The sequence below is a fragment of the Nocardia yamanashiensis genome (assembly GCF_021183565.1).
In the GTDB taxonomy this organism is placed as follows: Bacteria; Actinomycetota; Actinomycetes; order Mycobacteriales; family Mycobacteriaceae; genus Nocardia; species Nocardia yamanashiensis.
The window spans coordinates 3701602-3717484 of sequence record NZ_CP089226.1 but is presented as its reverse complement, the minus strand read 5'-3'; the positions used below and the strand labels follow the sequence as shown (position 1 = coordinate 3717484).

At 70.1% G+C, this 15883-nt stretch carries 15 protein-coding genes; 5 read left to right on the top strand and 10 right to left on the bottom strand.

Going from position 1 to position 15883, the window contains the following annotated elements; all coding sequences use genetic code 11:
* Position 1 precedes the first annotated feature (1 nt).
* Entirely contained in the window at positions 2-1516 is a 1515-nt protein-coding gene (locus LTV02_RS17875; RefSeq protein ID WP_233041062.1) for a mannitol dehydrogenase family protein, read from the bottom strand.
* Between the two features lie 209 nt (positions 1517-1725).
* The gene (locus LTV02_RS17870; RefSeq protein WP_233041061.1) at positions 1726-2658 is read right to left on the bottom strand and encodes a sensor histidine kinase; all 933 of its coding nucleotides are present in this window, start codon (positions 2656-2658) and stop codon (positions 1726-1728) included.
* A 239-nt stretch (positions 2659-2897) separates the two neighbouring features.
* Between LTV02_RS17870 and LTV02_RS17865 the strand changes: the two genes are divergently transcribed.
* From LTV02_RS17865 to LTV02_RS17855, 3 genes are all read left to right on the top strand, one after another.
* Entirely contained in the window at positions 2898-3731 is an 834-nt protein-coding gene (locus LTV02_RS17865) for a SigB/SigF/SigG family RNA polymerase sigma factor (protein ID WP_233041060.1), read from the top strand.
* Between the two features lie 35 nt (positions 3732-3766).
* Positions 3767-4276, top strand: coding sequence for an ATP-binding protein (locus tag LTV02_RS17860; RefSeq protein ID WP_233041059.1), 510 nt, complete (start codon positions 3767-3769; stop codon positions 4274-4276).
* Positions 4277-4367: 91 nt separating this feature from the next.
* A complete protein-coding gene (locus LTV02_RS17855) occupies positions 4368-4721 on the top strand; it encodes an STAS domain-containing protein (RefSeq protein WP_233041058.1) in 354 nt (117 codons plus the stop codon).
* A gap of 3 nt (positions 4722-4724) precedes the next feature.
* On the opposite strand, the gene LTV02_RS17850 is transcribed toward LTV02_RS17855, so the two are convergent.
* The 4 genes from LTV02_RS17850 to LTV02_RS17835 form a co-directional block, all read right to left on the bottom strand.
* Positions 4725-5168 carry a response regulator gene (locus LTV02_RS17850; RefSeq protein WP_233041057.1) on the bottom strand — a complete coding sequence of 148 codons (444 nt, stop codon included), beginning with the start codon at positions 5166-5168 and terminating at the stop codon, positions 4725-4727.
* The gene (locus tag LTV02_RS17845) at positions 5165-6778 is read right to left on the bottom strand and encodes a sensor histidine kinase (RefSeq protein WP_332909586.1); all 1614 of its coding nucleotides are present in this window, start codon (positions 6776-6778) and stop codon (positions 5165-5167) included. Before LTV02_RS17845 ends, LTV02_RS17850 begins: the two co-directional genes overlap by 4 nt.
* The gene (locus tag LTV02_RS17840; RefSeq protein ID WP_233041056.1) at positions 6775-7986 is read right to left on the bottom strand and encodes a PP2C family protein-serine/threonine phosphatase; all 1212 of its coding nucleotides are present in this window, start codon (positions 7984-7986) and stop codon (positions 6775-6777) included. The genes LTV02_RS17845 and LTV02_RS17840 overlap by 4 nt, the downstream gene beginning before the upstream one ends.
* A 118-nt stretch (positions 7987-8104) precedes the next feature.
* Positions 8105-8863, bottom strand: a complete 759-nt coding sequence (locus LTV02_RS17835; RefSeq protein ID WP_233041055.1) for a GTP-binding protein — start codon at positions 8861-8863, stop codon at positions 8105-8107.
* A gap of 132 nt (positions 8864-8995) precedes the next feature.
* Here LTV02_RS17835 and LTV02_RS17830 point away from each other — a divergent pair, with 132 nt between their 5' ends.
* Both LTV02_RS17830 and LTV02_RS17825 read left to right on the top strand, forming a co-directional pair.
* Positions 8996-9442, top strand: coding sequence for a Zn-ribbon domain-containing OB-fold protein (locus tag LTV02_RS17830; RefSeq protein ID WP_233041054.1), 447 nt, complete (start codon positions 8996-8998; stop codon positions 9440-9442).
* Positions 9435-10634 carry a lipid-transfer protein gene (locus LTV02_RS17825; protein ID WP_233041053.1) on the top strand — a complete coding sequence of 400 codons (1200 nt, stop codon included), beginning with the start codon at positions 9435-9437 and terminating at the stop codon, positions 10632-10634. The genes LTV02_RS17830 and LTV02_RS17825 overlap by 8 nt, the downstream gene beginning before the upstream one ends.
* An 84-nt stretch (positions 10635-10718) precedes the next feature.
* Here LTV02_RS17825 and LTV02_RS17820 read toward each other — a convergent pair whose 3' ends face one another.
* From LTV02_RS17820 to LTV02_RS17805, 4 genes are all read right to left on the bottom strand, one after another.
* Positions 10719-12128 (bottom strand): serine/threonine-protein kinase, encoded by a 1410-nt coding sequence (locus LTV02_RS17820; protein WP_233041052.1) that lies wholly within the window; start codon positions 12126-12128, stop codon positions 10719-10721.
* Between the two features lie 4 nt (positions 12129-12132).
* The gene (locus LTV02_RS17815) at positions 12133-13377 is read right to left on the bottom strand and encodes a DUF7373 family lipoprotein (RefSeq protein ID WP_233041051.1); all 1245 of its coding nucleotides are present in this window, start codon (positions 13375-13377) and stop codon (positions 12133-12135) included.
* Positions 13364-14854 (bottom strand): serine/threonine-protein kinase, encoded by a 1491-nt coding sequence (locus tag LTV02_RS17810; protein ID WP_233041050.1) that lies wholly within the window; start codon positions 14852-14854, stop codon positions 13364-13366. The genes LTV02_RS17815 and LTV02_RS17810 overlap by 14 nt, the downstream gene beginning before the upstream one ends.
* 115 nt (positions 14855-14969) lie before the next feature.
* Positions 14970-15812, bottom strand: coding sequence for an SGNH/GDSL hydrolase family protein (locus LTV02_RS17805; protein ID WP_233041049.1), 843 nt, complete (start codon positions 15810-15812; stop codon positions 14970-14972).
* Positions 15813-15883 lie beyond the last annotated feature (71 nt).

Sequence of the window (15883 nt, the reverse complement as noted above, 5' to 3'; positions counted from 1 at the left end):
GTCACGCTACTTTCCCGAGGTCCGGTCGCAGGCGTCTGGCGATCACGGCGGCGATATCGTCGTGGATGAGTTCGGCGAGGGCGTCGCCTACTTCGCGCTGGGCGCGGTTGAGGTGCGGCAGGGTCCCGAAGATGTCGGTGCGGGCCAGGAAGGCGCGGGCGCGGCGGTGCGGGTCGGGGATGGCGGCCAGCGGGGCCAGTTCGGCGGCCCGGGAATCGATGAGTTCGATTGCGCCGCCGGGGGTTCCGTGCAGGTCGAACCAGCGGATCCAGGCCGCGATCAGGAGTGCGGCGGCGGGGGTGGGGCGGCCCTTCGCGAGGTTCTCGCGCATGGCGGCGGTGACGCGGGGATGCATCTTGTCCGAGCCGTTGCGGCCGACCCGGGTCATCTCGTGGCGGATGGCGGGGTTACGGAAGCGGCGCAGCAGATCGGTTACGGTGCGGTGCAATTGGAGTTCGGACAGGGCGAGGGTGGGGCCTTGTTCGTGGAGCATGAATTGGCGGGCGAGGGCGCTGAGGCCGGGATCGGCCGCCGCTTCGGCGATGGTGGGGTGGCCGGCGAGCGCGCCCAGGTAGGCCAGCAGCATGTGAGTTCCGTTGAGCAGGCGCAGTTTCGCCAGTTCGTGGGCGGTGACGTCGGTGACGTATTCCGCCCCGGCGAGGTCCCAGCGCGGGCGTTCGCCGTCGAAGTTCTCGATGGTCCAGGTCATGAACGGTTCGGCGGAGACCTGCGCCCGGTCGTCCACGCCGAGCCGGGCGCCGGGCGTCGTGTCCACCCCCGAGGCCACGATCCGATCGACCACACTGCACGGGAATTGCACATTGCGCCCGATCCAGTCCGCCAGCCGATCGTCCCGCAGCGCGGCGAAATCCAGGACGGCACTGCGCAATTGACGCCCGTTGGCGGTCAGGTTGTCGCAGCTGATCACCACCGGCGGCCGCCCGCCGCGCCGGCGCACCGCCGCCAGCCCGCCCACCAGCATGCCGATCGCCGTGCACGGCTTGGCCGCGCAGCGCAGATCGTGCCGCACCGGATCGCTGCCCGAATCCAGTCGCCCGGTGGCGGGTGCGAGGCAATACCCGCCGGTGGTGACGGTCAGCGTGACGATGCGCACCCGCGGATCGGCGACCCGGCGCACCACGCCGATCCGATCCGAGGGCGCGTGCACCGCCGCGGTGATCGCGCCCACCACTTCCGCCCGCACTGCGCCCTCATCGCGCAGCACGGTGGTGTACAGGTTCTCCTGCGCGCGCAGGGCCCCGACCACATCGGGCCGGGACATGGCGACCGAGGCGATGCCCCACCGCCGGTCGCCGGTGGCGGTCATGGCATGCTGGGTGATCAGCGCCTGATGGGCGCGGTGGAAGGCCCCGCAGCCCAGGTGCACGATGCCGGTCTCCAGAATGCCGGGGGTGAACGGGGGCCGGGTGACCTCGCGCGGCAGGCCGCGCAGCGCGCCGACGCCGAGCCGTGGTGAAACAGCCACGGTGGTAACCGAATTCGAATTGCTGGACATACCGAGTCCTCCGGAGCATTCGGAATTGTTGGCATGAATGCGACCGATCGACATTGAACTCGGTGCAGAACCCGAACGTAGAACACAATTCGGGAAACTTCGACTGTGATTTCCGGTTTCCTTATGTACCGTCTGTCACAGGTTATCGCCATGCACCCGTAGAGAATTCGTAAAGACGCACTTGGAAAAGCCGCCGGCGCCGCGCGGAATCAATCGAGCGCCAGCTGCACCAGCAGTGTGGTGCCGCTCGGCCCGGTGTGTATCCGCACCAGATCGGCGAGCTGGTTGATCAGCAGCAGTCCGCGGCCGCCGGCGGTCCGGGCGGGCGCGGGCAGCCGGCCCGCGAGCGGATCGGTGATGTGCCCGGCGTCGCTGATCCGGCAGCACAGGCGGCCCTCCTCGGTCCACAACGCCAGCGTCCCGCTGCCGCCGCCCCCGTGCACCACCGAATTGGCGGTGGCTTCGCCGACGATCAGTTCCAGATCGTCCACGCGGGGCTCGCCCATGCCGCTGCGCCCGGCGAATTCGACCGCGGCGTGCCGGACCCGGGCCAGGTCGGCCGCATCGAATTCCAGGCGCAGCGCCCCGGCGGGCGGTTCGGGCAGCGGCCGGTTGTAGGCGGCGACGACGTGTTCGGGATCATAGGCGGCGCTGCGGGTCTCGGCGCCCCGGTCGATGAGCACCGGATGGGTCGCGTACGCGTCCGCGATCATGTGCGGGGGCAGATGGGTGAGGTCGTACGGGCACAGGATCGTCGCCTCGCGCCCGGCGAAGGCCGCGTTGATCAGCGCCTCGTGCTGCGCGCACGCCGGATACTCCAGTGCCGACCGCCCCGCCCAGATGGGCTCGCCGATGATGCGCACCCGCCGCGTGCGATGCCGGTCGGCGAAGGCGCGCAGCACCCCGGGAATGATCCGGCCGGGATTGCGGCCCTCGACGGTCATGTCCAGCAAGCGCACCGCGCCGGCCTGGGTCCCGAGCGCATCGCGCAGCAGTTCCAGGTTCCAGGTCGGCACGGCCACGGCCACCGGTTCGCCCCGGCGCAGGCCCGTCGTGATGAACTCCACGGTGCCCGCCAGGTACTCGTCCGCATCGCGATAGAACAGCGCGGGATGCCGGAAAGGAGCGGTCGCAGCGGTCATGGGCGAGGCACCTCGGGCGCAGACGGGGGGACGGCCATCAATCGATCATGACCTGCGCTCTCCCCTACGTCGAGACATCGCATGTGTTCATCGCTTCCGCCCTCCTCCTCACGTCGGTCCGGCAATGCCCCGGCATCGAAGATCGAAACCGATCGCGCCGAAGGTGTTTCGGACGTGCCGGTGCGGGTACGAGGCCATTACGGCAACGGAACCCCCGGAACCCACAGTGAGGTAGCGCAATGTCAGGTGACGCGGATCGATCGGGACAGACGGTCGACGGCGCAGGCGCCGGTGACTCGTACGACAACATCGAGCCGTGGCTGCGGCAGCTGGCCGCCCTGCCACGCGACGGTGAGGAGCACGCCCGGCTGCGGGAGGAGATCATCCGCCGCTGCCTGCCGCTCGGCGAGCACATCGCGCGCCGCTATGCCGGCCGCGGCGTCGAGGTCGACGACCTGGCGCAGATCGCGGCGGTCGGCGTGGTGCTGTCCGTCGACCGTTTCGACCCGGACAATGGCGCCAGCTTCCTGTCCTACGCGATCCCGACGATCACGGGCGAGGTCAAACGGTACTTCCGGGACAGCACCTGGGCGGTGCGGGTGCCGCGGCGCATCAAGGAGATCCAGCAGCGGCTGACCTCGGTGATTCCGGAGCTGGCCCAGCGGCTCGGACATCAGCCGACCGCGCGCGAACTGGCCGCGCACCTGGAGGTGGATCTGTTCGAGGTCACCCAGGCGATCATCGCCGGGAACTGCTACACCACCGACTCCATCGACGCGCCGGCGGCTTCGGGCGGGGAGGGCGAGGGCACCCTCTCGCCGCTGGATCGCATCGCCGCCGAGGATCCGGGTTACGCGCTGATCGAGGACAGCGTCACCGCCGGTCCGCTGCTGGCGTCGCTGAGCGAACGTGAACGCAGCCTGCTGGTGATGCGGTACGGGGAGAACAAGACCCAGTCCGAGATCGCCCGGGCGCTCGGCGTCTCCCAGATGCACGTGTCCCGTCTGCTCGCCCGGCTGCTGGCCGATATCCGCGAGCGAGCGCTGGAGGACGAGCGGGTGTACGCGGCGTGACGATCATTTACCGGGGCGGGAAGCGAGGTGGCAGGATGCGGGGAACGCGCGACGATACCGTGGTCGCCGACGGCCGGACGCCGGGCGTGCGGCCGCTGCGGGCGAGGGGGCGGGAGATGACCGGCAGCGGGGCGGCGCCGCGGCGCGACGCCGATCGGGTCGGGGTGTGGATCCCCGCGGACGTCCGGCAGTTGCCGCTGTTGCGGTCCATCGCCGAAACCGTGCTGCTGACCGCCGATTTCGGTATCGACGTGGTGACCGATGTGCGGGTCGCGCTGGACGAGGTGATCACCGCCATGATCCTGTCGACGACGCCGGACCGGCGCATCGACTGTGAATTCGGCTACGGCCCGGACCGCGCGGATGTCACGATGTCGGTGGTGACGTTGCGGGATGCCTTCGAGCTCAACGACTTCGGCAGGCATCTGCTGAGCAGCCTCACCGATGCGATCGAGATCGACCACGCGGGCTACGACGCCGGATCCGACGGCTATCCGTTGACGGTCCGGTTCAGCCGGTGCGGGCGTCGCGGTGGCCGCCGGTGAGCGCCGGGCCGGCCGCCCGGCTGTCGTGTCCGCGCACGGTGCGCGGGCGCGTTCGGTACCGTTTCGCGGTGACTTCGTGGAGGGAGTGAGCGTGACCGACAGCGAGAGCTCGCGTCTACTGACCGTTTCGCAGGGCCGGATCGGCGATGCGGTGGTGGTGACCGCGGTGGGCGAGATCGATATCAATTCCGCGGACCTGCTGCGGACCGCGCTCGACGCGGCGGCGGCGGAGCAGGCGGAGACGATCGTCGACCTGTCCGGGGTGCACTTCATGGGCTCGGTGGGCCTGAGCATGCTGCTGGCCGCGGTGGAGCAGGCGGAGCCGCGGCGGTTGCGCGTGGTGGCTTCGCGGCAGGCGCGCCGGCCGATCGAGGTGACCGGCCTGGACCAGGCGCTGGATCTGTTCGATTCCACCGACGCGGCGCTGGCCGCGGAACCGGCGTGAGCCTCAGGGATTCGAGGGTAGCCGCACGATCTGCACGAAGAACTCGTCGATCTGTTTGATGGCCTGCACGAACTGATCCAGTTCGACGGGTTTGGTGACGTAGGCGTTGGCGTGCAGCTGATAGCTGCGCAGGATGTCCTCCTCGGCGGCGGACGTGGTGAGCACCACCACCGGGATCGCCGCCAGGTCCGGATCGGCCTTGATCCGGGCCAGCACCTCGCGCCCGTCGTATTTGGGCAGGTTCAGGTCCAGCAGGATGAGATCGGGCCGGCAGGCGTCGGCGTAGACGCCCTGCCGGTAGAGGAAGTCCAGCGCTTCCTGGCCGTCGTGGCAGACATGCAGGGTATTGCCTATCTTGTTGTCCTCGAACGCTTCCCGGGTCATCAATTCGTCCGCGGGATCGTCCTCGATCAGGAGGATGTCGACCGGCCGGCCCGATTCCGTCATGGCTGAACTCCTTCGTCGTCGCGGCCGGCGGCCGCATGGTCGGTCGCGGGTATGCCGATCAGGGTGAATTCGACCCGGGTGCCGCCGCTGAATTCGGTGTCGATCCGGATTTCCCCGCCGTGCTGTTCGACGATCTTCTTCGTCAGGGCCAAACCGATTCCGGTGCCGTCGTATTCGGTGCGATTGTGCAGGCGCTGGAAGATGACGAACACTTTCTCGGCGAATTCGGGTTCGATGCCGATTCCATTGTCACGCACCGCCAATCGCCAGCCGTTCGCGGCGGGCTCGCATTCGATCACGATTTCCGGGGTGCGGCCGGGCGCGCGGAATTTGACGGCATTGCCGATCAGGTTCTGCCACACCATGGTCAGCAGCACCGGCTGCCCGACCAGCCGCGGCAGCTCGGGCGGCCGGGTGACGACGGCCCCGCTGTCCTCGATGGCGCCGGACAGATTGGCCAGCGCCCGATCCAGCGTGTGCCCGAGCTCCACCGGCTCGCTGCCGTCCCCCATGCGGCCCACCCGCGAGAAGGTGAGCAGATCGTTGATCAGCACCTGCATGCGTTTGGCGCCGTCCACCGCGTAGGCGATGTACTGGGTGGCCCGATCGTCCAATTGCCCGGAATAGCGCTTCTCCAGCAGCTGGCAGAACGAGGCGATCTTGCGCAGCGGCTCCTGCAGATCGTGGGAGGCCACATAGGCGAACTGTTCGAGTTCGGCGTTGGAGCGCCGCAATTCGACGGTCTGGGCGTCGAGGATCAGCTTCTGCTCGTGCAGCAGCGTCCCCTGCTCGCGCGAGGCGTCCAGTTCGGCGACGATATGGCGGCGCATGTCCTCCACCGCCGCCGCGACCGCCCGGACGTCGGCCGGACCGCGCACCTGGATGGGATGGCCGAAATCGCCCGCCGCCACCCGCCGCGAGGAATCGGTGAGGTCGCGCAGCGGCCGGTCGACGAGCCGGCGCACCACGACCATGAGCACGGCCGCGGTGGCCAGGAACGCGATCAGGAAGCCGATGAGCACGCTGTCGCGGACGGCGCGGGCGTGATGGAGATGGTCGGTGTCGGACCGGACCGCGTCGGTCAGATGCTCGTTCTGGGTGGTGAACAGCGCGCGCAGCTCGTCGAAGCGCAGCTTGCCGGCGTCGGTGACCGAATCACCCTGAGCCCGGGTGGGATTCGGGATGGCGAGCAGCGGTTCGGCGGCGGCGGCGCGCCATTGCGCGGCGGCCCGTTCGATCGCGTCGGCATCGCCGGAGGACCGGGTATTGCCGTCTCCCAGCACCTTTCGGAGTTGCCGTAGGGATTCCTGCTCGGCGGCCAGGCCGGTCTCGTAGGGCTGCAGGAACCGCCGGTCGCCGGTGAGGGCGAAGCCGCGGATACCGGTCTCCTGATCCCGTAGGGCGGTCTGGAGTTCCAGCGCCGCGCGCTGCGCCGGGAGTGATTGCCCGATCAGCCGGTCGGTCGCGGCGGCGGTGGTGGCGATGACCTGGGCGCCGACGAACGCGCCGACGACCATCAACAGGGAAATGGAGCCCAGGATCACCCGGAACCACGCGCGCGTGGTCAGCCCGGTGAGCGCATGTGCCGCCGTTCGCGTTGCCGCGCTCACGATTCCGCCTTCCAATGCAGGTACAGAATGGCCAGGTCGTCGTCCAGCCCGCCCGAGCCGGCGGCCAGTTCCTCGACCCGGTGGATGAGTTGATCGACGAAGCGATGCGGGTGATCGGCGCCGAGGGCGCGCGCCAGCGCCAGCAGGCCGTCCTCGCCGAGCCGATCGCCGTTCGCGCCGGCCCGGCCTTCGAACAGCCCGTCGGTGAACACCGCCAGCGCGGCATCGCCGGGCAGTGCGACGGTGGTGTCGGGCCAGTGCGCGCGTCCCGGCCGGAAACCGAGAGCGGGTCCGCCCGCGACCTCCGCCCAATCCCAGTGCGCGCCGCGGCGCAGCAGGACGCCGGGATGTCCGGCCCGCCACAGCCGGGCGCTGCGCTCGTCCGGCGCGAGCGTGATCACGGTCGCGGTCGCGAAGGTGCTGCGGTCGGAGCGCTCCGCGAGCAGCACCTGTTCCATGATCCGCAACTGCCGGGCGCCGGTGACGCCGCCGAGAATCAGTGTGCGCCAGGCCAATCGCAGCGCCACCCCGATGGCCGCGGCATCCGGTCCGTGCCCCGACACATCGCCGACCACGGCGTGCACCAGCCCGTCCGCGGCCTCCACCACATCGTAGAAATCGCCGCCGAGCAGGGCATGGGCGCGGCCGGGCAGATAGCGGGGGACCACCTCGACCGGGCTGTCCGGCCGCAGCAGCGGCGTGGGCAGCAGCCCGCGTTCCAGGCGCGCGTTCTCCGCGGCCCGCAATTGACTGGCCTGCAGCGCCGCACTGGTGCGCTCGGCTTGTTTGCGCTGGATGGCGTAGCGCACGGCGCGGCCCAGCAGATCCGGGGTGACCTGGCCCTTGACCAGATAGTCCTGGGCGCCCGCGGCCATGGCGTCCGCTCCGGCCAGCGTCTCGTCCAGGCCGGTGAGCACCACGATCGCCGCGTCGGTGGCGGCGCGGACCCGGGCCAGCGCCTCCATGCCGTGCGCGTCGGAGAGGTTCAGGTCCAGCAGGACGCAGTCCGGCCGGCGCTCGCGCAGCCGGTGGGCGGCCTCCGCCAGCGAGGACACCCAGTGCAGGCGGATGCCCGCGGGTCCGTCCTCGACCAGAGCCTCGACGAGCAGCGCGTCGGCGGAATCGTCTTCGATGAGCAGTACGTCGGCGGCCGTCGCCTCGGCCGGAAATACCTGGCTGTGCGCCGGATTTCGGGAATCAGGCGCCACGGGCACCACGATTGTCGTTGCGCGTCAACGCTCGGGCTCTCCCTCGCTACATTGCGCGAAGCGCAACACAAAGGCCGCCCCGGCCGGTTGTTGGACCGTGACGACCGACCCGATGTTATCAATAGTCGAGCGCGTGTTCGGGTTGGCAGACGTCCAGCGGCGAGGGCAGGTAGCGGGCGATGGCGTCGAGCAGCGATCCGAGATCGTCGCCGGGTGCCGGAGCGCACAGGATGGGCACGATATCGCCGATGCGGGTGAGCCGGCGGATGCGCTGCCGCAGGCGTTCGGGCTCGAGTTCCGGCGGGCCGGCGGCGGTGCGCTGATCCAGTACCGCGCCGACCAGGTCGCGGTAGCGGCGCTGCGCGAGATGCCAATGCGGGCCGTAGAATTCGGCGGCCGGTGCGGCCAGGGTGCCCAGTGGGATCAGGTCGATGACGCCGTCGAAGGCGGGCCCGGGATCGATCGGGGAGTGCAGCGGCAGGGCGGTCGCGCCGCGCGCGGCGGCGACGGTGGCCACGCAGCGGTCGAAATCGGCTGTGGGCCGGTCGAGTCCGGTGACCAGGCACAAGCGCGCCACCTGATGGTCGTCGGCGACGTGCAGCAGGGTTTCCAGGCGCGCGCTGCCGGGGCCGGCGGCGTCCACCACCATGATCAGTCCTTCGGCCACCCGGATGGCGCGTTCCAGTGCGGCGGCCGGGAGGTGGCCGGGCAGTTCGGCGATGCGGATGGTGTGCTCGATCCGGTCCGTCGTGCGGCGGATGGCCCCGGTCCGGTCGGCGCGCCCGCGCAGCCGGTCCGCCAGCGGGGCGATCCCGGCCGGGTCGCCGGCGAGCGTGACATTGCGGATCGACTGCGGGTCAATGGCTTCGATGCCCATCGCGTAGTGCTACTCCAGATCGAGACGAGGGTGTCGGCACATCCTCGATCGGTATTCACCGTACCTCCGCGCCGGGCACCGGTGGACGGGATTCCACCCCCAAAATAGAACGTGTTCCTATACGGTCGGGTGGTGCAGAAAGAACAACGCCCCGCCGTGGCCGACTGGTTCACTGCGGACGACGGAGTGGTGCGGCTCAAGGGGAGCCGATGCGAGAACTGCGGTACGCCGTACTTCCCGCGCAACACCCTCGCCTGTCGCAACCCGCAGTGCGACGGGTCCAAGGACGGCTCCGAACTGGTCGAATACCTGTTTTCCACGCGTGGCCGGATCTGGTCGTACGCGGACGCGCGGTACAAGCCGCCCGCCCCGTACGTGTCCGGGGATCCGTTCGAGCCGTATGTCGTCGCGGCCGTGGAGCTCGAGGTCGAGAAGATGGTGATCCTCGGCCAGGTGGTGCGCGAGTTCACCGTCGATGACCTGGCGGTCGGCATGCCGGTGGAGCTGACGCTCGGCACGCTCTACGAGGACGACGAAGCGGAGTACACGGTGTGGATGTGGAGGCCGGTCAATGACTGACACGAATCGCGATATCGCCGTCCTCGGCGTGGGCATGCACCCGTGGGGCAAGTGGGGGCGCAACTTCGTCGAATACGGTCTGGTCGCCGCCCGGGCCGCGCTGGCGGACGCCGGGGTGGACCATCGCGAGGTCGGATACATCGCCGGCGCGGACACCATTCGCAACGGCTACCCCGGGTTCGTGGCGGGCGCGACCTTCGCGCAGGCGCTGGGCTGGTCCGGCGCGCGCATCTCCAGCAGCTATGCCGCGTGCGCGTCGGGCGCGCAGGCCATCGCGAGTGCGCGGGCGCAGATTCTGGCCGGGCTCACCGATGTGGCCCTGGTGGTCGGCGCGGACACCACGCCCAAGGGGTTCTTCCAGCCGGTCGGCGGCGAGCGCCGCGACGATCCGGACTGGCTGCGTTTCCACCTGCTCGGGGCGACCAACCCCATCTACTTCGCGCTCTACGCCCGTCGCCGGATGGCGCTGCACGGCGCCACCCTCGACGATTTCGCGGCCGTCAAGGTGAAGAACGCCCGCCACGGCCTGAACAACCCGTACGCCCGCTACCGCAAGGAAGTGACGGCGGAGGAGATCGCGGCGTCGGCCATCGTCTCGGATCCGCTGCGGCTGCTGGACATCTGCGCGACCAGCGACGGTGGCGCGGCGCTCGTGCTGACCTCGATGGACTACGCGCGCAAGCACGGCATCGCCGACCCGGTGCGCATCAAGGCGCTCTCGACGGTCACCCCGACCTTCCCGAAGACCGTCCTGGACCTCCCGGATTTCGCGACCGATTCGGCCGTCGCGGTCGAACCCCCCTCGCGCACTTTCCGTTCCGCCATCGCGCACGCCGCCTACGAGGAAGCCGGGCTCGGCCCCGACGAACTGTCCCTCGCCGAGGTCTACGACCTGTCCACCGCGCTGGAACTGGACTGGTACGAGGACATCGGCCTGTGCGAGGAGGGCCGCGCCGAAGAGCTGCTGCGCAGTGGCGCAACCACATTGGGCGGCCGCATCCCCGTCAATCCCAGCGGCGGCCTGGCCTGCTTCGGCGAAGCCATTCCGGCCCAGGCCATCGCCCAGATCTGCGAGCTCACCTGGCAGCTGCGCGGTCAGGCCGACGGCCGCCAGGTCGAGAACGCCCGCGCCGGCATCGCCGTGAACCAGGGCCTGTTCGGCCACGGTTCGGCGACCATCGTCGCGCGCTGATGTGCTGATCCGCTCTCCGGGGTCCCGCATTCGCGGGGCTTCCGGAGAGCTGTATCGTGCCGGGATGGTGGTCATCGTGGCAGGTCAGATCAGGGCGGACTGCCACCAGCCGTCGAAGAGAGCGCGGCCGCCGGTCGCACCGTAGGCGTCCAGGGCACAGAAATGGCGGTCGGGGCTGTCGAAGCGCACTTCGAGATTGCCGATCGATGCGCCGGAGGCGTCCGGCACGGTGCGCCAGACCGCGGTGCCGGAGCCGGCTCCGTGGCTCGATTTCTCGGAGCCTTCGGCCTCGGCCGCCCAGGAGACGGAGGCGTATGTTTCGCGATCGGTCCGGCACGTCACCGTGAGGCGCGAGAGCGCGGGATTGCTTCCGTTGCAGGTGATCGCGGGTGTGGCCGGATCGTCCGTGGCGGTGCAGGTCAGTCCGAGATAGCCGCGGGCCGACGGTTTGGCGGTGAACGCGTTGGGGAAGGTGTCGGCGATGAAAGCCGCGCTGCCCCAAGGGGATACCGGAGTGCTGGAGGTGGCAGGGACGATCGTGGAGACGGGTGTGGTCGCGACGGCGACGACGGGTGAGTCGGAGTCACCGGTGCGGGCGAACGCGGTGGCGGTCGCGGCCACCGAGGCCGCGACGGTGAGCCCGGCGGCCAGCCGGAGACGGCGGGTGCGGCGAAAAGTTCTGCCGCCCAGGGTGGCTCGGGCCGCCTCGGCCAGTTCGCCGCAGCTGCCGTAGCGTTCGGTGGGGTCCTTGGCCAGGGCGCGGGCGATGACGGCGTCCAGTGCCACCGGCAGCTCGGGAGCGATGCGGCACGGGCGCGGCGGCGGCGCCGAAAGCTGGGCGTGCACCATGGCGGCAGCGGTCTCGCGCGGGTAGGGGACCCGGCCGGTGAGCAGGTGATACAGGGTCGCGCCGAGACCGTAGACGTCGGCTCGATGGTCCGCGCCCCCGCCCCGGAGTTGTTCCGGCGCGGCGTAAGCCAGGGTGGCGGCGGGCATTCCGGCCGCCAGGGTGTCGGTGTCCCCGGATTCGCGGGCGATGCCGAAATCGGCGACCAGCGCCCGGCCGTCGTTCGCGACGAGGATATTGGCGGGTTTCACATCGCGGTGCAGTAGACCGGCGGCGTGCGCCGCGTCGAGGCCGCGGGCCGCCTGCAGCACGATGTCGATCGCCCGGTCGGCGGGCAGCCGGTGGGCGCGCACCAGCTGCCCGGCATCGGAACCGTCGATGAATTGCATGGCGATCCACAGGGTTTCGCCGCACTCGCCGCTGTCGTATATGGACACCACGTGCGGATGGTCGAGACGCGAGGCCAGCCGGGCCTCACGCCGGAAGCGCTCCCGGAAGCGGAGATCGCCGCCGGCGCGCACCTTCAGCGCATCGTTGCGGGGGAGCCGCGGGTGCCGCGCCAGATAGACCGCACCCGTCGCGCCGCTGCCGATCCGGCGCTCGATCCGATACCCGGCGACGAGTGTGCCGGAAGCCAATTCGCGCATCGTGCTACCTGGTGTTGACCAGCAGGGCGTATTCGGCCGCGGTGCGCTGGTGCGCGAACGCCCGGTCGGGTCCGACGATGGTGGCCACGTACCTGCCGTCGAGCACGAAGCAGGTTTCGAACGGGGTGATGCCGGAGGCGTCGTCGGTGTAGCAGAAGGCGTCGGGCACCCCGGCGGGGCCGGTGTTCGCCGTGGCCGGCGCGTCCCCGGCGGCGTCCCCGGTCGAATTCCGCAGGATGGTGAAGAAGCCGCGGGCGGCGCTCGCGTCGGCGAACCGATAGAGGACTTCGTTGCCGATCACCGCCCGGCGTTCGATGCCCCGCTGGTTCTTGTTGCCGCGCAGTTCGTGGGCGATCCCGCCCGGCCCGAGCGTGATACCGCCGGACATCCGCATGCCGATGGCCACCGACACCTCGTCGATCAGGTTCTCGCGCCGGCTCAGCGAGGGGTAGCTCCACTGACCGGTCCGCATCGGGACCATGCGGCGCAACATATCGTCCGCGTCCAAGGGCAGCTCCGCGAGCCGGCCGAGCGGGGTCGGGGTGAACCCGTCCAACTTGGGCTGCTGCGCGGTGAGTGCTGCGGCGGCCAGCGTGGTGAGCGCCGTGAGATCCGGTTCCGGCAGCCGGATGTAGAGCGCGATCAGGAACGAACCGTGCGCGGCGTACACGCCCAGGGTCGGTACGTCGGGACGCCAATGGCTGTGTGCCGCCGCGAATCCCGGGATCTCCACGGCTTCGTTGCCGGCGCCCGCCGCGAAGTCCGCCTCCTCGATGCGCTGCGCCGCCGAGTCGGCGGCGGCCGCATCCGGGAAGCCGATCACCGTCACCCGGACCAGGCTGGACTTGCGGTTGATGGTGGACAGCTCTCCGAGGGTGTCGGCGCCGGTCATCGAATATCCGGCCACCATGCCGTATTCGGCGAGGATGGGCCGCGCGACATCGGCGATGATGCCGACCGTCGCGAGCGGAGTCGGGACGAGGGCGGTCACCGGGTATTCCAGAACGGGGTCGAGTTCGGCCGGACCGATCACCGCCTCCGCCATGCGCACCGATTCGAGAATCCGGCCGTACGAGACATTGCTCGTGGCCGGGACCGGCAAGGGAGTCGTATCCCAGCCGCCGACATCGAGTTTCGCGAGATCGCGCGCGGGACCGGGCGTACCTGGCACGGTCGAGGCGCAGCCGGCCAGCAGTGCGGCGGCCAGCAGCGCCGGCAGCCACCGGAGCGGGCGTTCAGAGCGGCGCATCGGCCCACCACCTGTCGTGCAGATCCTGTCCGGTGAGTTCGTGCTGCCCGAAAGAGTAGAGGTAGCAGGAGTTCCGGTCCGTGCTGTCGAAGGCGACCATCAGGCCGTAGTAGTAGCCCTGCCCGGTGTCGCCGTCGCCCCACGCGACCGTCCCGGTGTCGCCGGCCTTGGTCCAGCGTTCCTCGCCGCGCTGAGTGCCGAAGACAAAGCGCGGCTTCGGTCGCGCCGACCGATCCACCGTGCAGGTGATGACCACCATCTCGAGCGGGTCGCCGTCACCGTCGCAGCGGACCGTCGCGAGCTTGTCCGGGGTGCGGGCCAGTGCGACGTTGGTCATCACATCCCTGGAATCGACCGCACGGCAATATATTCCCCGGTAACCCAGCGCCGCCGGGAACGACGGTAGCAGGTTCGGGAACTTGGCCACGATGGCGCCGTAGTAGCCCCACGGGCCGGAGCCGTCGGTGACGATCGCCGGTGGCGCGACCGGAGCGGTGGCGCCGGTGCTGCTCGCCGGGGACGACCACGGGCGGATCAGCACCAGGGTCGCGGCCAGCGCGGCGACCAGCGTCACCGTCGCTCCCACCAGCAGGTTTCGCCGCCGGCGGCGCGTATTGGGCAACACCGCTTCGGCTTCTCCGCGCAGCGCGGCCCGTGCCGCCTCGGCCAGCGCGCCGCAACTGGGGTAGCGGTCGCGCGGATCCTTGGCCATGGCCCGGGCGATGACCGAGTCGAAGGCCGGGGGCACTTCGGGATTCACCGTGCTGGGTCGCGGCGGCGGTGTCTCCAGGTGCGCGTGCAGCACCGCGATCGGATCGTCGTGCGGGAACGGGATCGACCGGGTCAGCAGGTGATACAGCGTGCCGCCGAGCGCGTACACATCGGCGTGGTGATCGATCGGCCCGGCTTCGAGCTGTTCGGGGGCCGCGTAGGCGAGCGTGGCCAGCACCATGCCCTCCGCGGTGAGCGCGGTGTGCTGTTCGATCGCCCGCGCGATGCCGAAGTCGGTGACCAGCACGCGATCCGGCCCGTCCTCCTGCGCGGAGACGAGAATATTGGCGGGTTTGACATCGCGGTGCAGCAGTCCAGCGGCGTGCGCGGCATCGAGCCCGCGGGCCGCTTCGGTCACGATGTGCACGGCGCGCTCCGGGCTCAGCCCCTGGCGTGCCGCCGCGGCCGCGTCGCCGCCGGGCACGAACTGCATTGCGATCCACAGTCGTTCGTCGCAGACGCCGCGGTCCAGGACGCCGACCACATTCGGATGTTGCAGCCGTGCGGCCAATTCCGCTTCACGCAGGAATCGCGCCCGGCCTTCTTCATCACCGTCGCCGGTCAGTACCTTCAAGGCCACAGGCCGGGACAATTGCGGATGCCGGGCCAGGAACACCGCGCCCATTCCGCCCGCGCCGAGCTGCCGCACAATGCGATACCCGGCGAATTCCTCACCCGGCAGCAGCACTCGGACCCACGCGCTCACCCATGGCCGCTACGGTGCGGCCCACTCCCCGGAGTGACACTTCCCCCCACTACGTTTCTCGAACTCGTGCTGTGTCCCGTCCACCGGACGGGACGACCGATAGTGTAGCGGCGGGTCAGAGGGTGGCGGCCAGATGCCGCGCGGCGGCGGCGTGACCGGCTGGGCGCGGATGGAACTTCGCGCCGTCGCCGGCGGCCGCGGTGGTGCCGTTGATCCAGCGGTCGGCTTCGGGGCGGCAGACGTCGTGGCCGTCGTAGAGCTCGTAGATGCTGACGTATTCGGTGTTGGCCTGGGTGCGGAGCATGGTGTTGAGGCCGCCGATTACCGCGTCGCGGGCCCAGTCGACGTCGGCGGGGAGAACCGGTTGGACGCCGGCGCAGGTGGAGGCGTCGTCGGGGAGAATTTTGGGGTAGCCGACCAGGACTACCCGGGCTCGTGGTGCGCGGGTGCGGATGTCGGTGATGAGTTCGGTGAGTTTGGCGGAGGTTTCGGCGATGCGGGTGGGGATGGCGTCGCCGTATTTGGTTTTGCAGCCGAAGAGCAGTTCGGCGCTGCCGCTGGTGCTGCCGGTCGCGCTGCCGGAGCCGATGGTGCCCGCCTTCACGCAGTCGGTGACGATTTCGGTGAAGCCGATGTCGTTGCCGCCGACGCCGAGGGTGACCAGGGTGGTGTCGGGGGTGAGGGCCGAAAGCTGGGTGTTGGTCACGGATTCGGTGGTGGCGCCGCCGCAGGTGACGTCGGTGAGCTGGTAGCCGCGGCGGGCCGCGAGCAGGTGGGCGTAGTTGCGGTCGGAGCGGGAGCAGGCGGTGTCGAGAATATTGGTGATGCCGACGCCGGCGGCGTACGAATCGCCCAGGGCCACATAGTTGACGGGGGTGTCGGCGGTGGCCGGGGTGAGGCCGGCGAGTGCGCCGGCGGTGATGATCGCGACCAAGGGCAGGCGGCGGGCGAGTTTCACAGATCGTCCTCGTGGTGGAGCTGAACCGAATCGCGGCTGACCCTACGAGAGACCCGAGTGACCGGTAGGTA